General features: G+C 70.9%; 12 protein-coding genes and 1 tRNA gene. 3 read left to right on the top strand and 10 right to left on the bottom strand.

The annotated features are described in order from the left end of the window. Window positions 1–30: 30 nt before the first annotated feature. Window positions 31–1356, bottom strand: coding sequence for an ABC transporter substrate-binding protein (locus tag QYS60_RS05120; protein ID WP_371382577.1), 1326 nt, complete (start codon window positions 1354–1356; stop codon window positions 31–33). 155 nt (window positions 1357–1511) lie between these two features. Then, window positions 1512–2126 (bottom strand): ANTAR domain-containing response regulator, encoded by a 615-nt coding sequence (locus tag QYS60_RS05115; protein ID WP_003937895.1) that lies wholly within the window; start codon window positions 2124–2126, stop codon window positions 1512–1514. A gap of 109 nt (window positions 2127–2235) precedes the next feature. On the opposite strand from QYS60_RS05115, the gene QYS60_RS05110 reads away from it, so the two are divergent. The 3 genes from QYS60_RS05110 to QYS60_RS05100 all read left to right on the top strand — a co-directional run bounded on the left by QYS60_RS05110 (window position 2236) and on the right by QYS60_RS05100 (window position 3570). Next, window positions 2236–2309 (top strand) — tRNA-Leu (locus tag QYS60_RS05110). Window positions 2310–2520: 211 nt separating this feature from the next. Beyond that, on the top strand, window positions 2521–3303 hold the full coding sequence (locus tag QYS60_RS05105) for a hypothetical protein (RefSeq protein ID WP_054374840.1): 783 nt from the start codon (window positions 2521–2523) through the stop codon (window positions 3301–3303). A 135-nt stretch (window positions 3304–3438) separates the two neighbouring features. Next, a complete protein-coding gene (locus QYS60_RS05100) occupies window positions 3439–3570 on the top strand; it encodes a hypothetical protein (RefSeq protein ID WP_268744401.1) in 132 nt (43 codons plus the stop codon). 149 nt (window positions 3571–3719) lie between these two features. Here the strand turns inward: QYS60_RS05100 and QYS60_RS05095 are convergent, their stop codons facing one another. From QYS60_RS05095 to QYS60_RS05060, 8 genes are all read right to left on the bottom strand, one after another. Further along, window positions 3720–4925, bottom strand: a complete 1206-nt coding sequence (locus QYS60_RS05095) for a cytochrome P450 (protein WP_371382576.1) — start codon at window positions 4923–4925, stop codon at window positions 3720–3722. A 23-nt stretch (window positions 4926–4948) separates the two neighbouring features. After that, window positions 4949–5764, bottom strand: a complete 816-nt coding sequence (locus QYS60_RS05090) for a 2Fe-2S iron-sulfur cluster-binding protein (protein WP_371382579.1) — start codon at window positions 5762–5764, stop codon at window positions 4949–4951. A 241-nt stretch (window positions 5765–6005) separates the two neighbouring features. After that, window positions 6006–6767, bottom strand: coding sequence for an IclR family transcriptional regulator (locus QYS60_RS05085; RefSeq protein WP_289379739.1), 762 nt, complete (start codon window positions 6765–6767; stop codon window positions 6006–6008). Between the two features lie 28 nt (window positions 6768–6795). Then, window positions 6796–8145, bottom strand: a complete 1350-nt coding sequence (locus tag QYS60_RS05080) for an MFS transporter (protein WP_371382575.1) — start codon at window positions 8143–8145, stop codon at window positions 6796–6798. 384 nt (window positions 8146–8529) lie between these two features. Continuing rightward, complete coding sequence (locus tag QYS60_RS05075; protein ID WP_371382574.1) at window positions 8530–13083, bottom strand: HAD-IC family P-type ATPase; 4554 nt, start codon at window positions 13081–13083, stop codon at window positions 8530–8532. Window positions 13084–13245: 162 nt separating this feature from the next. Next, a complete protein-coding gene (locus QYS60_RS05070) occupies window positions 13246–15033 on the bottom strand; it encodes an ABC transporter ATP-binding protein/permease (protein ID WP_371382573.1) in 1788 nt (595 codons plus the stop codon). Window positions 15034–15421: 388 nt separating this feature from the next. Next, entirely contained in the window at window positions 15422–15862 is a 441-nt protein-coding gene (locus QYS60_RS05065; RefSeq protein ID WP_054374092.1) for a DUF4383 domain-containing protein, read from the bottom strand. Between the two features lie 172 nt (window positions 15863–16034). Then, entirely contained in the window at window positions 16035–16781 is a 747-nt protein-coding gene (locus tag QYS60_RS05060) for a GAF and ANTAR domain-containing protein (protein WP_289379745.1), read from the bottom strand. Window positions 16782–16826 lie beyond the last annotated feature (45 nt).

Below are 16826 nucleotides of genomic sequence, written 5' to 3'. Positions count from 1 at the left end.
CGCCCCCCCCCCCCCCCCACCGGCTCGTCGTCACCCACCGACCACGATGTAGTCCTCCGTGGTGAGCGTGTTGTCCGGTCCGAACACCAGGTGCCCGTACGACCCGATCCCGGGCTCGCCGGCATCGGTGAACTCGAGCCGGCCGGTGACCCCGTCGTAGTCGATGTCCTGGCCCCCGCGCAGCAGATCGACGCACTGCTGGTAGCTGGTGCACGTCGTGCCGCCCTCGGTGACGCTGTTGATGTTCGCGGCGATGTCCACGCCGGCGGTGGAACCGGCCTGTTCCGCAGCGAGCGCCGAGATCACCACGGCGTCGTAGGACTCGCCGGCATAGTTGAAGTCGATCAGCGCGGGATCGAGCGCCCGGAGCCGGTTCTGGAAGTCCGGTCCGACGTCGGTGAGCGGCGTGGTACCACTCATCGTGTCCAGCAGCCCGGGCGCGACGGCCTCACCGAGGGCATTGCCCATGTTTCCGTCCACGCCGTAGACGAGCATCCCGTCGGACGGCCCGATACCCACCTCGTGCATGCGGGTGAGGATCTTCGCGGACTCCTCGAACCCGATGAGCGCCACGGCGTCGGGACCGAAGTCCTTGATCTGGTCGACCTCGGCGTTGAAGGACTGCGCGTTGGGATCGTAGATGATCTTCTGGATCTGGTCCTCCGGCACGCCGGCCTCGACGAGGTTGTTCTGGGTGTTGGTGGCCAGGCCGGTGCCGTACGGGTCGTTGAGCGCGATGATCGACACCCGCTGGGCGCCGTCGTCCGAGATCAGCTGTGCCAGTGCCTGGGCCTGCAACACGTCGGTGGGGGCGGTACGGAAGTACAGCCCCTTGTCCGGGTAGCACACGAACTGGTCGGAGGTGTTCGCCGGCGAGAACATCACCACCCCGGCGCTGGTGATCTTGTCGATCACCTTCAACGACACCGACGACGACGCGGCGCCCACGATCACCTGGGTGCCCGCCGCGAGCTCCCGGTCCACCGTGGCGTTCGCCGTGTCGGTCGTGGTGTCGCCCGAGTCGCCGGTGATCAGTTCCACCGGCTGGTTCAGCACACCGCCGGCGGCGTTCACGTCGTCCACCGCGAGCCGTACCGCCGCCACCTCCGGGGGTCCGAGGAAGGCGAGGCTGCCGGTCTCGGGGAGCAGGGTGCCGATCTTGAGGGGTGTCGTCACCGGGGTGGCCCCGGCGGTCGCCTGCGCGGGTTCGCAGTCGGTGGTCACGGTCGTCGCCGACGCCGCGCCGTCACCGGAACCGCTCGTGGCGGAATCGTCGCTGTCCGAGCTACACCCCGCAAGGGCGAGACACGCTGCTCCGAACACCGCAGCGGCGCGGACGAAGGTCCGTCTGGCCATCCAACTCTCCTTCGGTCGGCATGCACACCGTCTCCGGATACGTCACCGGGACGTGGCCAGAAACCTATCCGCCCCGCGCGTTCCGCGAACCCGGGCGAAATCCTTGTGACGCGACCGTTATCGAAGAATTGACACCGGCGTAACGGGGAGCTCCGTCATCCCGCCGCGGCGCCGCCCAGCGTCTCGATGACCACCTCGGCGACGTGCTTCATCGTGGTGCGCCGGTCCATCGCCGCCCGCTGGATCCAGCGGAACGCCTCGGGCTCGGTCATCGCGTGCTTGTCCATGAGCAGTCCCTTGGCACGGTCGACGAGCTTGCGGGTCTCGAACCGCTCGGTCAGCCCCGCCACCTCGCGCTCGAGTTCACGGATCTCCGCGAACCGGCTCGCCGCCACCTCGATCGCCGGAACGAGATCGGTCTTGGAGAACGGCTTGACGAGGTACGCCATGGCGCCGGCGTCGCGGGCGCGTTCGACGAGTTCACGTTGGCTGAACGCCGTGAGAATGACCACAGGGGCGATGCGCCGGGCGGCGATCTCCGAGGCGGCGTCGATACCGTCGCGCCGGGGCATCTTCACGTCCATGATGACCAGGTCGGGCTTCAGTTGCTCGGCCAGTTCGACCGCCCGCTGCCCGTCACCGGCCTCCCCGACGACCTCGTAGCCTTCCTCGCGGAGCATCTCCACCAGATCGAGCCTGATCAGCGCCTCGTCCTCGGCTACTACGACGCGCCGCGGCTGAGCGGGATTCTCGTGCGGGGCGGCTGTCATCGTCGGCCATCTCCTGTCGCTCGGGCGGCCCCCGTGGAGGGGTGGAACGTTAGAAGGGTACCGGTGGCCGACGGCCGTCACCGATCTTCTACAGTGGTCTGCGCACGACGCCCCCGTATCCCAATTGGCAGAGGAAACGGATTCAAAACCCGTCCAGTGTGAGTTCGAGTCTCACCGGGGGCACTGTGACACTGCCGGCCTGCAGCCCGGTGGACACTGCCGGCCTGCAGCCCGGTGGACACTGCCGGGCTGCAGCCCGGTGGACACCGCCGGCTTCCGGCCGGGGCGCCTCCCTGCGAAAACGCTGGTAACGTGCCGACTTCGGTGAACCGTCCGTGACCGCAATCCCCACCGGCCGCCGATCTCGCGGGCCACGGATGGAGATGGGAGAGGCATGAGACGCGCCCTGCTCGTCGTGACGGCGTGTGCGGCCGTGCTGCTCGCCCCGGTGCCGGGTGCGGCCGCGCAGGTGCCGGACGAGCGGATCGTGCTGCGTCCCGGTGACGGAATCACCTTCACCGCCGCCGATCCCGCGCCGGGTTGGTGCTCGGTCGGCGCGGTCGGTCACGACCGGGAGGGCCGGCTCGTCGCCGTCACCGCCGGACACTGCTGGCAGAACGGCGCCGGCGAGGTGTGGAAGGTCGGCGAGCAGAGCCACGGACCGATCGGCACCGAGACATCCGTGTACAGCCCCGGCTCGGTGGATCGATTCGGGATACCGACCGACGCGGCGCCGGACTATGCGGTCGTCCTGCTCGACGAGACCAGGGTGCGCGGGTCGAACACGTCGGCCCCGGACGCCGACGGCGAGGTCGTGGTGCTCGAGTCGATCGGCTCGCTGCCGGACGGTGACCAGGACATCGGCCGGCACTGCGCGGCCGGGCACACGACCGGGATCGCATGCGGACCGTTTCCCCTCGTCGATGCCCTGGACCTCGCCGGCACCCGGGACGTGCTGGTGAACCCGAACTCACTCGAGTCGTGGCTCGTGATGCAGCAGGGCGACTCCGGTGGTCCACTGGTCCGCACCGACACCGGCGAGTGGCTCGGCCTCGCCGTCGGCTACCGCCCCGACGACGTGCGCTTCGCGGTCTACCAGCGGGCCGACCGGATCGTCGAGGACCTCGACGCCCGGGGCGGCATCGGCGCCGGATTCACTCTCGTGTGCACCCCGTGACCAGGCGGATCGTTCTCGCGGACGCTGCCTCCGTGGCCGCGCCGTCGTCCGGCGCGGTCCCCGCGCAGACGATTCGTCGGCCGCTCTTTCCCCGTTCGTCATCTTCGGTTCATCCGGCGTCCCTACGGTCGAGGCATGTCGAACCCGATGGTCTCAGTGGGCCCGGATGCGGTGGTCGGCGCCGTGGTCCGGCTGCTCACTCCCCCGCTGTGCGAGCTGTACGCCGTGTTGATGCGCGCCGGCGTGGTGGTCGTGGTCGACGACTGACTACAGCGACGTCGGTGTCGACCGAACCCCACCCGGTGGGTCGGGCCGAATCCGGATGGCGCAGTCGGTGAGCTGCCGGATTTCCACGTCGAGGACGGGGTCTGCGGCGGTCCACTCGAACTCGGAAGGGCGGCGCCTGGGCCTCTCCCTCAGGCGAGCCGCACACGGATCGGCACCGACCGCCACGAGCGGAGGGTGTTGTTCAGGTGCCGGTGCACCGGACCGTCGATCTCGATCGACTCGATCCGCGCGGCCAGGGCCGTCAGCAAGGCCTCCGACTCGAGACGGGCGACGTGCTGGCCGACACATTGGTGGATGCCCATCCCGAACCCGACGTGACCGGACGGGTCGCGCGTGAGGTCGAACTCCTCGGGCCGCTCCCAGCGCCGAGGGTCCCGGTTGGCCGCACCGAGGAACATCAGGATCTTGTGGCCGTCGGGGACGACGGTGCCGCCGATCTCGATGTCGCGGGTGGCGGTGCGGAAGAAGGTCTGCACCGGCGACTCCCAGCGCACCGCCTCGTCGAACGCGGTCCGCGCCAGCGACGGGCTCGCGCGCACCGCTTGCCACTGCTCAGGGTGGGTCGCGAACGCGTACAGCACGGCCGCCAGCCCGTTGACTGTCGTGTCGACTCCTGCCGTGAGGAGCGACCGAACGATCAGGGGTGCCTGGTCGTGGGTGATGTCACCGCGATCCGCCGCAGCCCAGATCTGCGCTCCGAAACCGCCCTCGGTCAGGACGTCGCGGGCGCACTGCGCGTCGACCCAGGCCGACAACTCCCCGATCCGCGAGATACCCCGGTCGACGAGGCTGTTGGCGGGACCGAAGGCATTGAAGGTGTGGTCCCCGTACGGCAGCAGGTTCTCCCGGCCGTCGCCGGGGATACCGACGGCGTTCGGGAACACCCGCAGCGGGAACGCGGCGGCCAGATCGGTGACGGCATCGAATGCGGTTCCTCGGGCCAGGACCTCGTCGACCAGGTCTTCGGCGTCGTGGATCCAGGTGTTCCGGAGCGTACGCAGCGCGCGGGGACCGAGGATGCGGGTGAGGAGAGCACGGGGGGCATCGTGGTGCGGCGGGTCCGCCTCGAGCAACAGGCTCGGTGGCCGCCAGGGCTTCTCGTAGCGGAAGTTGCTCAGGCCCACGCCTGCGGCGGACTGGAACGACTGCCAGTCGGTGAGGGCGGCGTGCACCTGCTCGTAGCGACCCATGCCGAACACGCCGAGACGAGCGAGGCGGACGACAGGCCCGGCCTCACGGAGTTCCTCCTGGAACGGTAGGGGGTTTTCGAGGACGTCGAGGGCGAACGGGTCGGCGTCGCTGATCGGTGTTCCGGTCTGGGCGAGAGTTGTCATGACGGGTCCCTTGCTGAGGCGGGTCAGAGGTCGAGTACGAGACGGTCGGAGCAGGATCGCGAAACACAGACGAGCATGCAGTCGTCCGCCGCCCGCTCGCCGTCGTCGAGTACGGAGTCGCGGTGGTCGGGCTCTCCGGCCAGGACCGTGGTCTCACAGGTGCCGCAGGTACCTTCGCGGCACGACGAGAGCACCCCCACACCGGCTGCGCGCAACGCGTCGAGCACGCTCTGCTGCGGCGTGACGGTGACGGTGCGGCCCGATCGGGCCAGCTCGACGTCGAAGGGGCTGTCGCGGACCGGGGCCGGCTGCTCCCGGGGGACGAACCGTTCCAGGCGCAACGCGCCCTCCGGCCAGGACGTGGCGCAGCTCGCGAGCGCGTCGAGCAGCGGTACCGGACCGCAGGCGTACACCTTCGCGCCGGCCGCCGCGGCGTCGGTCGCGGCGTCGAGGTTCAGTCGCCCCATCTCGTCCTGCGGGACGAGGGACACCCGCTCGCCGTACCGCGCGAGTTCGTCGCCGAACGCCATCGTGTCACGGGTACGGCCGCCGTAGAGCAGGTGCCAGTCGGCAGCGATCGAGTCTGCCTGCCGGATCATCGGCAGGAGGGGGGTGATGCCGATACCGCCCGCGAGGAACAGGTACCGCGACGAGGGCACCATCCGGAAGTTGTTGCGGGGACCGCCGATACCGACGAGATCGCCGACGGCCAGGTGGTCGTGGACGTATGCCGACCCGCCGCGGCCGTGCGGCTCGCGCAGCACGGCGACGCGGTAGGTGCGGGCATCCCAGCGATCGCCGCACAACGAGTACTGGCGGGTGACTCCGTTGGGCAGCATCAGGTCGATGTGCGCGCCCGGCGCCCAGTCCGGCAGTCGCCTCCCCTCCGGATGCGCGAGCGTCAATGCGACAACGCCCTGTGCCACTGGATCTTTCGCGGCGACTCGCAACACCGACTCGGCGGAAGCAGTGTGCTCGGACACGGGAGACTCCTCACTCTTGTCGTCGGATCGAGAATCGTTCGGGCGGTGGAGTTCGCACCAGATGCTTCTCGATCGATGAGAGAAAATGTGCGCCCGGTCACCGACCGGGCACGGCCGCGTGCGAGATCACTCGGGTGATGCCCCGGGCGGCAGCCTGCAGTGCCGGGATCTGCGAGTAGGCGGAGGGGTCGTTCGGCACGATCAACCCCAACGCGGCGACGACCTCGTCGTGCGTCCCGCGGACGGGGACCGCGACGCCCGTGGTGTCGGGGTGGATGTGACCCGCGCAGAGCGCGTATCCCTGTCGGCGGATCTGCGCCAGTGCCGCACGCAGATCTCGTGGGGTGTGGATGGTGTGCTCGGTGAACGCGCGCATCGGCGCGTTCATCACCTGTTCCTGCACCTCGGCCGGGCTGTGGGCGAGCAGCACCAGCCCGGACGAGGACGCATGGAGCGGTAGCCGACCGGCGACACGGGTGAAGTTCACCGCCGCCCCGCGCGCGGTGAGTCGTTCCAGGAACAGCACCTCGGTCCCCTCCCGGACCGCCAGCTGGGTGTGCTGCTCGACCACGGCGTGCAGATCCTCCATGAACGGCCGCGCCGCCTCCCGCAGGCCCACGGTGGGCGACGATCGTGATCCCACCTCCCACAGCCGCACCCCGACCCGCACTCGGCGGCCGTCGCGTTCCAGCCATCCGCACCGGACGAGTTCCTCGATCAGCCGGGAGGCGGTGGCGACGTGCAGGCCTGCGCGCCGGGCGATCTCGGATACCGTCAGTGTGGAATCGTCGATGCCGAACGCCTCGATGATGCGGGCCGCGCGGGCGAGCACGGACTCTCCGGTGGGAACTCGCGCCACGCCTCTTCCTTTCCACGGCCACCGGGACTCACACGGTGGTGCGTTCGCCCTCGACGGTAGTCACGTCGCTCCGCGCCGTGAGCCGAACAGCGGAGACCACCACCGCTGCACCCAGGAAGGCGACGGCGACGAGCAGGTACAGCTCGGCAGCGGTCCAGCCGGCGTCGAGGAACGCGCCCGCGACGATCGGTGACATGATCGCGCCGATGCGTCCGACGCCGATGCCCCAGCCCATGCCGGTGGCGCGCAGGGACGGCGCGTACACCGCCGGGGTCAGTGCGTAGAGCCCGCCGATGCAGCCGTTCACGACGACGCCGATCGCCGCACCGAGGACGAAGCCCACCGCCACGGTCACCGTGGCGGGCACGAACGCGGCGAGCAGGATTGCCGAGACCAGTAGGTATCCGGCCAGGACCCGTCCGAGACGGAACCGGACCGTCATCACGCCGAGGAGGGCGGTGCCGAGGATGCCACCCAGATTGAGCAACACGCCGCCGGTGATCCCCTGCGTCGCGGACATCCCGGCCTCCACCAGCAGCTTCGGGGTCCAGCTCGTCACGAAGTAGAACCCGAACATCGTCAGGAAGAAGGCACCCCAGATCAACAGGGTGCTGCGGCGCTGCCCCGGGGCGAGCAGTTCGGCCGGCCCTACACCGCTCTTCCGGGTGTCGGCCGCAGCAGCGGCCGGGGGCAGCGCCCTCACCGGCGGGTGGCCGGCGCGGACGGCGAACGAATTGATGCGCTCGAGTGCGTTCGCCGGGCGGCGGGCGAACAGGAAGTCCAGGGACTCCGGCAGCCGGAACCAGACGAGCGGGATCAGGGCCGCGGTGCACACCCCGCCGAACAGGAACACCGAACGCCAGCCGGACGTGCTCTGCAGGACGACGGCCACTACGCCGCCGAGTGTCGCCCCGACCGCATAGCCGGTGGAGTTGAGAGTCACGGCCAGGCCGCGGAAACGGTTCGAGGCGAACTCACTCGAGATGACGTTGCTGCTGGCCAGGATTCCACCGATGCCGATACCGGTGAGCACGCGCAGCGCGCCGAGTTGGCCGGCGTTCTGGCTCACCGCCGCGAGCAGCATACCGGTGGACGAAAGAGCCAGGCAGACGAGGATCATGGTCCGGCGACCCACGCGATCCGCCCACGGCGCGAGGGCGATCGATCCGATCGCCATTCCGAACAACCCCGCGCTGAGCAGCAGACCCAGGACCGAACCCGAGATTCCCCACTCCTGCGAGACCGACTGGGAGGTGAAGGCCATGACCAGGACGTCGAAGCCGTCGAGCACATTGAGCAGCACACACAGTGCGACCGCGGTCCACTGGAACCGACTCATAGGGCCGGTGGCGATGCGGTGGCGCAGATCGAGTTCCACGCGAATCTCCTTGCGTTGGAGGGATGCCGGACGCCGGGAGCGGTGCCCCGGGAGTGACAGAAGCATCACCGGCTCGCGTGCGACGTCGCTACGGAACTCTCAATGGTCGATAGAGAACTGTGTGTGGCACGACACAACGACCCGCCTGTTGCGATTCGAGTCGTTGTCATTGTGCGTCGCCGGCTTCCCGAGGTGCTGTGCGGCGACCGGTCGTCGACGGGCCCGCTCAGGAGCTACGCCCAGGTCCTCGGCGAGGGGGCACGGGTCGGTGCGGACGGCGTACCGGGCCGGCGAGATGCACGTCGGGCGGCGGAGGACACTTCCCGGCGACGGGCGGTGAACTCGGCGCCGTGTGCAGAGCACGGTGCGGCGGCCGGCCCCGCGCTACTTCGGTCCCCCTGCCGGGGTGAGCCGAGGGGCCGGGGCTTCCGGAGTCTCGGACACTTCCCCGGATTCTCGGGGCGCGAGCACCGACGTCACCACTGTGCCGATCGCCGGCAGCCGTTGCGCGGCGGTCGGCGCGACGGCGGCGAGCACGGTGGCCGCTCCCGCGCAGCCGAGCGCCTGGGTCCATCCCACCGGGCCGATCGGCACGGAGCCCAGCAGTCCGCTCACCCCCGGCGTGCTGATCAGTGCGGCCATCACGGCGAGCGATCCGAGGACGGTGCCGACGACGAGGGGGCTGCGCGAGTCGAGCAGGGTCTGCCCGAGCTGAGCGCCCACGAGCGCGACCAGTGCCACCGTCGACGCACGCGGGTTCGAGCCCGTCACCCGTGCCATGGCCCAGGCCGCGGTGGCCGCGGCCGCGGTCGCGGCGCCGCGGACGGCCACGGTGTGCAGCAGCGCGGACTCGTCGGGTCTCGGCGCGGGACCGGAGCCGTCGACACGGGGTGTGCTGACGGCCAGGGCGGCGGCCGGGAGTGCGTCGGTGAGCATGTTCACCAGCAGCAGCTGCCGGGCATTGAGCGGGGAGCGGCCGGTGACCAGGCTGCCGAGTAGCGCGAACGCGACCTCGCCGGCGTTACCGCCGAGCAGGACCGCCACGGCGGCCTGGACCCGCTGCCACAGCACGCGGCCCTCGTCGAGCGCGTCGAGCAGGCCCGCGACGCGGCCCTCGAGCAGCACGACGTCGGCCGCGCCGCGCGCGGGGTCGCTGCCGTGGGAGGCCACGCCGATTCCGACGCTGGCGGCGCGGATCGCGGCGGCGTCGTTGGCGCCGTCACCGACCATGGCGCACACGTGTCCGGCGTGTTCGAGGGTCTGCACGATCTGCACCTTGTGCTCGGGAGACATCCGCGCGAAGACGAGACACTGCTCCACGGCTTGCTTTCGTTCGGTGTGGGAGAGCCCGTCCCATTCGGCACCGCTGAGGACCTGATCCGTGCCGACGGGCAGGCCGAGTTCGCCGGCGATCGCGACCGCGGTCACCGGGTGGTCGCCGGTGATGAGCCGGACGGCGACGCCCTGCTCGAGCAGTGCGGGCAGCAGTCCGGCCGCGTCGGCCCGCGGTGTGTCGGACAGTCCGATCAGCCCGACGTGACGTAACCCGTTTCCGCACAGTTCCGCAAGGGCATCGGGATCGTCTGTCGCCCGGCCCGTTTCGGAGTCGTTCAGGTCGCGCTGCCCCACCGCGATCACCCGCAGACCTTCGGCAGCCAGGGCGTGCACCCGGTCCCGGAGTTCGGGACGGTCTTCACCGTAGGCACCGAGCATCGTCTCCGGGGCGCCTTTGACCGCCAGGTGGTTTCCGGCGAGCGCGGCAGCGTAGGCCCGGCCGGACCGGAACGGCAGGTGGGCTGTCCGTTCGGCGGCCCGGTCTGCGACGGCGGCGGCGTGCGCGGACTCGACGATCGCGGCGTCGGTGGCGTGCTCGGGGGGTCCCCCGTTCGCCGGGATGCCGGTGCGGGCGGCGTAGGCCAGCACGTCCTGCCGGGTGAAGCCCGGAGCGGCGTCGACCGTCACGACCCGCAGACGGTTCTCGCTGAGTGTGCCCGTCTTGTCGAAGCAGACGACATCGACGCGGCTGAGGGCTTCGATCGAGCGGGGTGCGCGCACGAGGGTGGAGCGTTTGGTGAGCCGGCGGGCGGACGCGACCTGAGCGAGGGTGGCCACCAGGGTCAGTCCTTCCGGCACGGCCGCGACGGTGACCGCCACGCCGCTGGTCACTGCCGCGCGGATTCCGGTGCCGCGCAGCAACCCCAGTGCGGCGACGAGCACCCCGCCGCCGAGGCTGACGGGCAGCGCACGGCGGGTGAGGGTGCTCAGGCGTGCCTGCAGGCCCACTTCCCGGGCCGGTGCGGGCGCCATGGCGGTGGCACGACGGGCCTCGGTGGCCGCTCCCACCGCTGTCACGATCGTCACCGCGGTGCCGGTGAGCACGGTGGTACCCGCGTAGAGCATGCAGGCGCGTTCGGCCAGCGGCGCCCCCGGCGTCGATTCGCTCTGCTTGGCGACCGGAAGCGACTCCCCGGTCAGGGCCGATTCGTCGACCTCGACCCCGTCGGTGTGGAAGATGCGCCCGTCCGCGGGCACGACCTCACCCGGACGGACCTCGACGACGTGTCCGGGGCGCAGCGCGGCCGCGGGGACTCCGGCGTACCGCCGGTCCCCGCGCGGACCGGCGACACAGCGAGCAGGTGGATCCTGCACCTCCAGAAGTCTTTTCAGAAGGCGTTCCGCGCGCAGGCGCTGGGCGGCCGAGAGTGCGGCGTTGAGCAGCAGTACCGAACCGACGAGGGCGGCATCGAGCGGGGATCCGAGTACCGCGCTCGCGGCGGAGCCGGTGGCGAGAACCGGGGTCAGCGGGTCCGCCAGTTCGGTGCGCACGGCCCGGGTGAAGTCGGCCGCGGATCCGAGCGGACGGACACCGACCCGCCGCACGCCCCGCACCACGCGCACCCGGGCCCGTACTCGCCACCCGGAATCCACCGCGGGCGAGAGCAGCTCGTCCGGCGCGGGAAGGAGCGCGCAGACCTCGTCCACCGGCAGCGCGTGCCAGTCGTGGGCCGATCGTGGTGGCGGCAGCGCCGCGCCCAGCGCGGCGCGGGCCGCCGACGTCCCGGCCCACAGCCCGGCCGCGGCGCCGGCGGTGACCGATTCCGGACCGCTGCCGGGCACGCCGGGCAACATGAGCAACGCCCCGAGGGCGGACGCGTCGCGGGCGATCTCCACGCCGCGCCGGCTTGCGGTCCGCGCGGCCGGGAGGGCGTGCAGGATCCGCCACGCGCCGGTCAGATCGCGGACCATCACGTCCGCCGTCCAGGGTGGTCGGTGCCCGGCGCGGAGGACCCCGAGGCCCACGTCGGCGACGGCGAGTGCCTGCGTCGCCTCGGTGGTGAGGACCGCGACGGTGCAGCCGCCGCGTTGCAGCGTTTCGACGACGGCGCGCAGCGTCGTGTCCATCGACTCGCCGACGGGTTCGAGACGGTCGAAGCCGTTCCGCAGGGATCCCATCGTCTCGTCCTCCGCGGAGACCACGGCGATCCCGGCGTGACGGGCGTCGGCGAGCACGGCAGAGGCGTAGCGGTCGTGGACCGGCCCGATCAGCACCTGTGCATCGACGGGGAGGTGCCCGGGCACATCCGGGACGGCGGAGACGGGATGCCGGCCGGCCGTCAGGACGCCACGTTCGACCGCCGTGCGCGCCCGGTCCCACACTGCGCGGCGGTCGCGGTCGGGGACGCCGCTCAGTCGCGTCACCGCGAGGGCGGCGGTGCACAGGACGCGGGGGTCGACGACGATCGCATCGATCCGGTCGAGACGGCGCAGCACGTCCGGGCACAGAGTCAGCACACCGTGGGCGGCGAGCCCACGGGTGAGGGTGGCGGCGAAGGATTCCCGCGCGGTGCGGGTGGCCTTGGGGACGGCGACGAGCGCCGCGGAGCCGGCGGTGGTGGGCCTGCCGGTCAGCATCCCGGCTGCTGCCGCACCGGCGAGACCGGCCCAGCCGGCGCGGTCGGTGTAGCGCTCGACGACGCCGGCCGGCAGTTCGGTGGGACGGTCCGGGCGGTGCGGGCAGCGGGTTACGGCCGCGTGAGCGGCGAGTTCCGGTTCGAAGTCTCGCCAGGCGCGCCGCATCGCCAGTGTCTCGCCCAGGAGGACAGTCCGGGTGACGGCCTCGACGGCGGCCGAGGCCGGTGCGAGAGTCAGGGTGTGCAGCGCGGTGGTCCCGACGGCCAGCAGCAGGTCGGCCCGGCCGGTCCCCAGCGCGGACTCGACGAGGGCGCGAATCCGGGGATGGTAGTCCGATACGAGAACCGGGGCGGCTGCGGAACCGGGCAGGTGCGGCAGGCGCAGATAGCGTCCCGTCGCGGTCAGCATCAACCCGGTGACGGCGGTGGCCGCGGACACACCCCGCCGGACGAGTTGGACGTCGTCGCCGGGCAGCGCCTGCGGGGCGCCGGTACGTGCGGTTGCCTCGGTGTGTCGGGTTGCAGCGCATTCGGTTTCGATCTGCTCGACGATGCGCTGCAAGGTGCGGTCCGTGGGTCCGGCCGGGTCCGTGGACACCACGAGGCGGCACCAGGGGCGATGCAGTTCGGCCGTGTCCACGCCCGGGGTGGCCCGGATCGCGGCGAGGACCCGGTCGCCGCGCACCGCCCCGTCCGGCCCGTCGAGGCCCCGGACTTCGATCCAGGTCCGGGCACCGTTCGCCGCGCAGCGTCGGACGGGGCGGCCGCTGCCCGCTTCCCGGGCGACGTCGGCGACGAGATGGAGCAGCGCCGCGGGGGCCGGGGCGGCGACCGCGGCGACGGGGGCGCGGAGCAGGGCCGTCCCGACGCCGGCCGCCGTGGCGGCGCCGACGACGGCGGCGTCGAGGGCGACGCCGGCACCGGCGGCCGCGACCCGGACGCCGCCCCGCAGAGCGGACCCGGGTAGCGACATCAGGGTCGCGACCGACCGGTACGGACGCCGCCGGTGGGATGTGCCGTGGTCCATGGTGTCCTCCTCGGCTGCCGCACGAGCATTCCGACCGGGACCCGGGCACCGGTGCCACTGCCGACCGTGCCCGCCGGCCGTCGTGGGCATCGAGGTCACCGATCCTTCAGCGTAGTTCGGTCGCCGCGCGGTGGACACGGGTCCGGCAGATTCGCCCGGATCTCAGCGAACGCTCTCGGTGACCGTCCAGTGTCCCTCCCCCTGCAGTTCGAGGACCCGGTCGTGGAATGTGTCGAGGGTGCTGCGGTGCCCGACGCTGACGACGACGCTGTCGGGCAGGGCCTCGCGGAGGGTGCGATAGAGCGCGTGTTCGAGCCCTTCGTCCACGGCGCCGGTGGCCTCGTCGAGGAAGACGGTCCGCGGCCGGGCCAGCAGGACTCGTGCGAAGCCGAGGCGCTGCTGCTCACCGGGCGAGAGCACGCGCGCCCAGTCGGTGTCGTCGTCGAGACGTTCGGTCAGGTGCCCGAGGTGCACGCGGTCGAGCACCTCGCCGAGTCGCGCGTCGTCCGGTATCGGCGGACGAGGATAGGACAGCGCTTCGCGCAGCGTCCCGAGCGGCACATAGGGATCCTGGGACAGGAACAACGCCTCGCCGTCCGGACGCGCGATCCGGCCGTGGGCGTACGGCCAGAGCCCGGCGAGGGAGCGCAGCAGCGTCGTCTTGCCGCTGCCGGAAGCGCCGCGCACGAGCAGCGCCTCCCCGGGTGGGATGTGCATGTCGAGGCCGGTCACGAGGGGACGGCCGGACGGGGTCCGGACGTCGAGACCGTGCAGGTCGAGTGTGTCGCCCTGCTCGGTCGCGACGAGAACGGGCAGCTTCGCCGCCTGCTCGGTGGCGTCGAGCAGGCCGTTGAGCCGGATGGTGGTGGCCCGGAACGCGGCGAAGTCGTCGTAGGACTCGCGGAAGAAGGACAGCGATTCGTGGACCTGGCCGAAGGCGTTGCCGGTCTGCATCACGTCGCCGAGGGTGACCTGTCCGGCGAACAGCCGTGGGCCCTGGATGAGGAACGGGAAGATCACCGCGATCTGGTTGACGGTCAGGTTGAAGCCGTCGAATTTCAGGATCCGGAACACGATCCGCCACCAGTTGCGGATCACTGCGGCGAAGCGGCTCAGCAGGCCACCCCGCTCGACATCCTCCCCGCGGTAGAAGGCGATGTTCTCGCCGTACTCGCGGACGCGGACCAGGGCGTAGCGGTAGGTGGCGCCGAGCTTCTCGTTGAGGAAGTTCAGCCGGATCAGCGGCCGGCCGATCCAGAACGCCACCGCGGTGGTGACCAGCACGTAGAGGTAGACCAGGAACACCATCGCCCGGGGGATCTCGGTGCCGAAGACCGTGATCGGGCCCGACAGTTCCCACAGGATGCCGGTGAAGCTGACGATGGACAGCACCGCGGTGACCGCCCCCATCGACAGGATGCGGGTGGTGGTGACGAAATCGGTGACGTCGATCTGGATGCGCTGGTCGGGGTTGTCCACGGGCGGATCGACGAACCGGTCCCGGTAGAACGCGCCGGTGTCGAGCCAGGTGTCGACGAGCCGGTTGTTCAGGTGGGTGCGCCAGTGGATGTCGAGAGTCTGGCCGAGCAGGTACGCGACGAGGCTGCGCGCCACGTGGATGGTGGCGAGCACGGCGAACACCCGCATGAACCGCCAGAACGCCGCCTCGTCGAGATCTTGGATCGCGGTGTAGAAGTCGTTGTACCAGTACGAGAACAGCACGTTCATCCGCACCGCGAAGACGGTGAACAGCAGCACCAGGGCCACGAGTCCGAGCGGGCCGAGGCCACGCCGGGGATCGAAGTAGGGCCACGCGATGCGCCACCACTGCCGTCCCCAGTGGGTTGCCCGCGCGAGCAGCGCCACTACAACGACGAACACCGCCGCTGTGATCAAATACGCCTTCAGCGTCCACCAGGCGCTGTCGACGAGTACATTTCCCCATTCCATCGGTCGCTGCTCCCGTCTGCCGCGCGATCGCGCGATCCATGCGGAAGATTGTGGCCCTCGTTCCGGGTGCACGGCGCCGATTCGGTGGCCGACCACTGCGGCGCGTCCGGCCTCGCGGTCCTTGCCGCGGGCTTCGCCGAGGTTCCGGACTGCTGCTTGACCGCGAGCTCGGCGGGTATCCGACGGCCATGGAAGTTCTGGGAATTCTCATTCTGGTCGGAGTGGTCGTCTACGTGGTGGTCCAGCGTCGCCGGAGCGGGCCGCGGCGGTGAGCGCCGCTCGGGGCGCGGTGGTCGAGGCCGATCACCTCGTGTCCGGCGGCGGGAGTGGTACGAAACGTCGCCGGTCCTCGCCGTGAGCGGCGAGGACCGGCGGTCGAGGAGAGAGGTCAGCGGGTACCGGGCACGGTGCGGTGCGTCGTGGTCCGGCGGGTGAGGAGGTAGCCGAGGGCGATCATGCCCACCCCGAGAACGAAGTGCAGCCAGTCGTCGGCGGAGTTGACCGGGACGAAGTTGGCCGAGCTGTCCTTGTCGATGATCAGTCCGTAGAGCCACAGCACCAGGTAGATGATGCCGCCGCCGATGAGGTAGGACCGTGCGGCACCGACGGTGCGGGCCATCGCGACGCCCGCTACGCCGAAGAGCAGGTGCACGATGTTGTGGAGGATGGAGACTTCGAAGATCCCGAGCAGGAGTGCCTCGGACTCGTGTCCGGCGAACGTCAGAGTGTCGTAGTTGGTCGTGATTCCGGGAATGAACCCGAGAATGCCGACGAGGAGGAACACCACGCCGACAGCGAGGGCGGCTGTCTGCACCGGTGTCCGGGTCATAGTTCGTCCTGCGTGCTCGGCCATGGCCGGCTCCTTTCGTTCGAACAGGTGACCGGAGCCGGATCGGCTGCGGCTGCCGGAGTGATACCTCCGGGAACACCGGCGAAACCTCGCTTTCGGGGGTTTTTCCCGGATCGGCGGCGGGCCGAGCCGCGCGGGGTGGTCCACCCGGTCATCGCTCCGGTCGTGCGGGCTTGCAGGCGGGGGCGAGGCGGGCGACGAGGCGGGCCGCGACGTCGCGCAGTCTGACGTTCTCGTGCTGCGACTGCCGCACCAGCACGGCGAAGGCCTCCTCGGCGGTCAGCCCGCGAGCGGCCATGACGATTCCGACCGCGCGGTCGATCGTCGGACGCGACTGCAGGGCACGACCGAGTTGCGCGATTTCCGTCCGGGCGCGGGCTCCGCGGCGGGCCTGCCGCAGTGCGGTTTCCACAGCAGTCGTGAACACCTCCACCAGCGTCTCGTCCAGCGAGTCGAATCCGTGGTCGTGCTCGCTGTAGAGGTTGAACGAGCCGGCCGTCTCGTCGTCGATCCGCAGCGGCGCGGCCAGAGTGCTCGCCGTCCCGAACTGTTTCGCGCGTTCCCAGAATTGCGGCCAGCGTCGCCGCATCTCCGCGCGGTCCGCGCGGACCACCCGGCCGCTCCGCGCCGCGTCGAGGCAGGGTCCTGCGCCGGCGAGGAACTGGGCGTGGTCGAGTTCGTAGACCAGCGGAGTGCTGCAGACCTGGGTCTCGAGCCGGCCATCCCGCAACAACGTCACACCTGCGCTCCCGGCGTCGGGCACGATCTTCACGATGTTGCCGACGAGCCGCTGCAGCAGTTCGGGCAGCTCGTCGCCCTCGTCGAGCGCGTCGGACAGCCTCCGCAGCGCCACGGCGATCTCTCCGACCCGCCCGCACAGCGGGTCGTTCTCGGTCATGTCCCCGTCCACGACTGCATCCTCGTCGGTCGTTGCCCTCCCAGC

Source organism: Rhodococcus sp. GXMU-t2271, assembly GCF_041414735.1.
Lineage (GTDB): Bacteria > Actinomycetota > Actinomycetes > Mycobacteriales > Mycobacteriaceae > Rhodococcus > Rhodococcus indonesiensis.
Note: the sequence above shows the minus strand (reverse complement) of the source record. Positions and strands in the feature narration are given on the sequence as shown.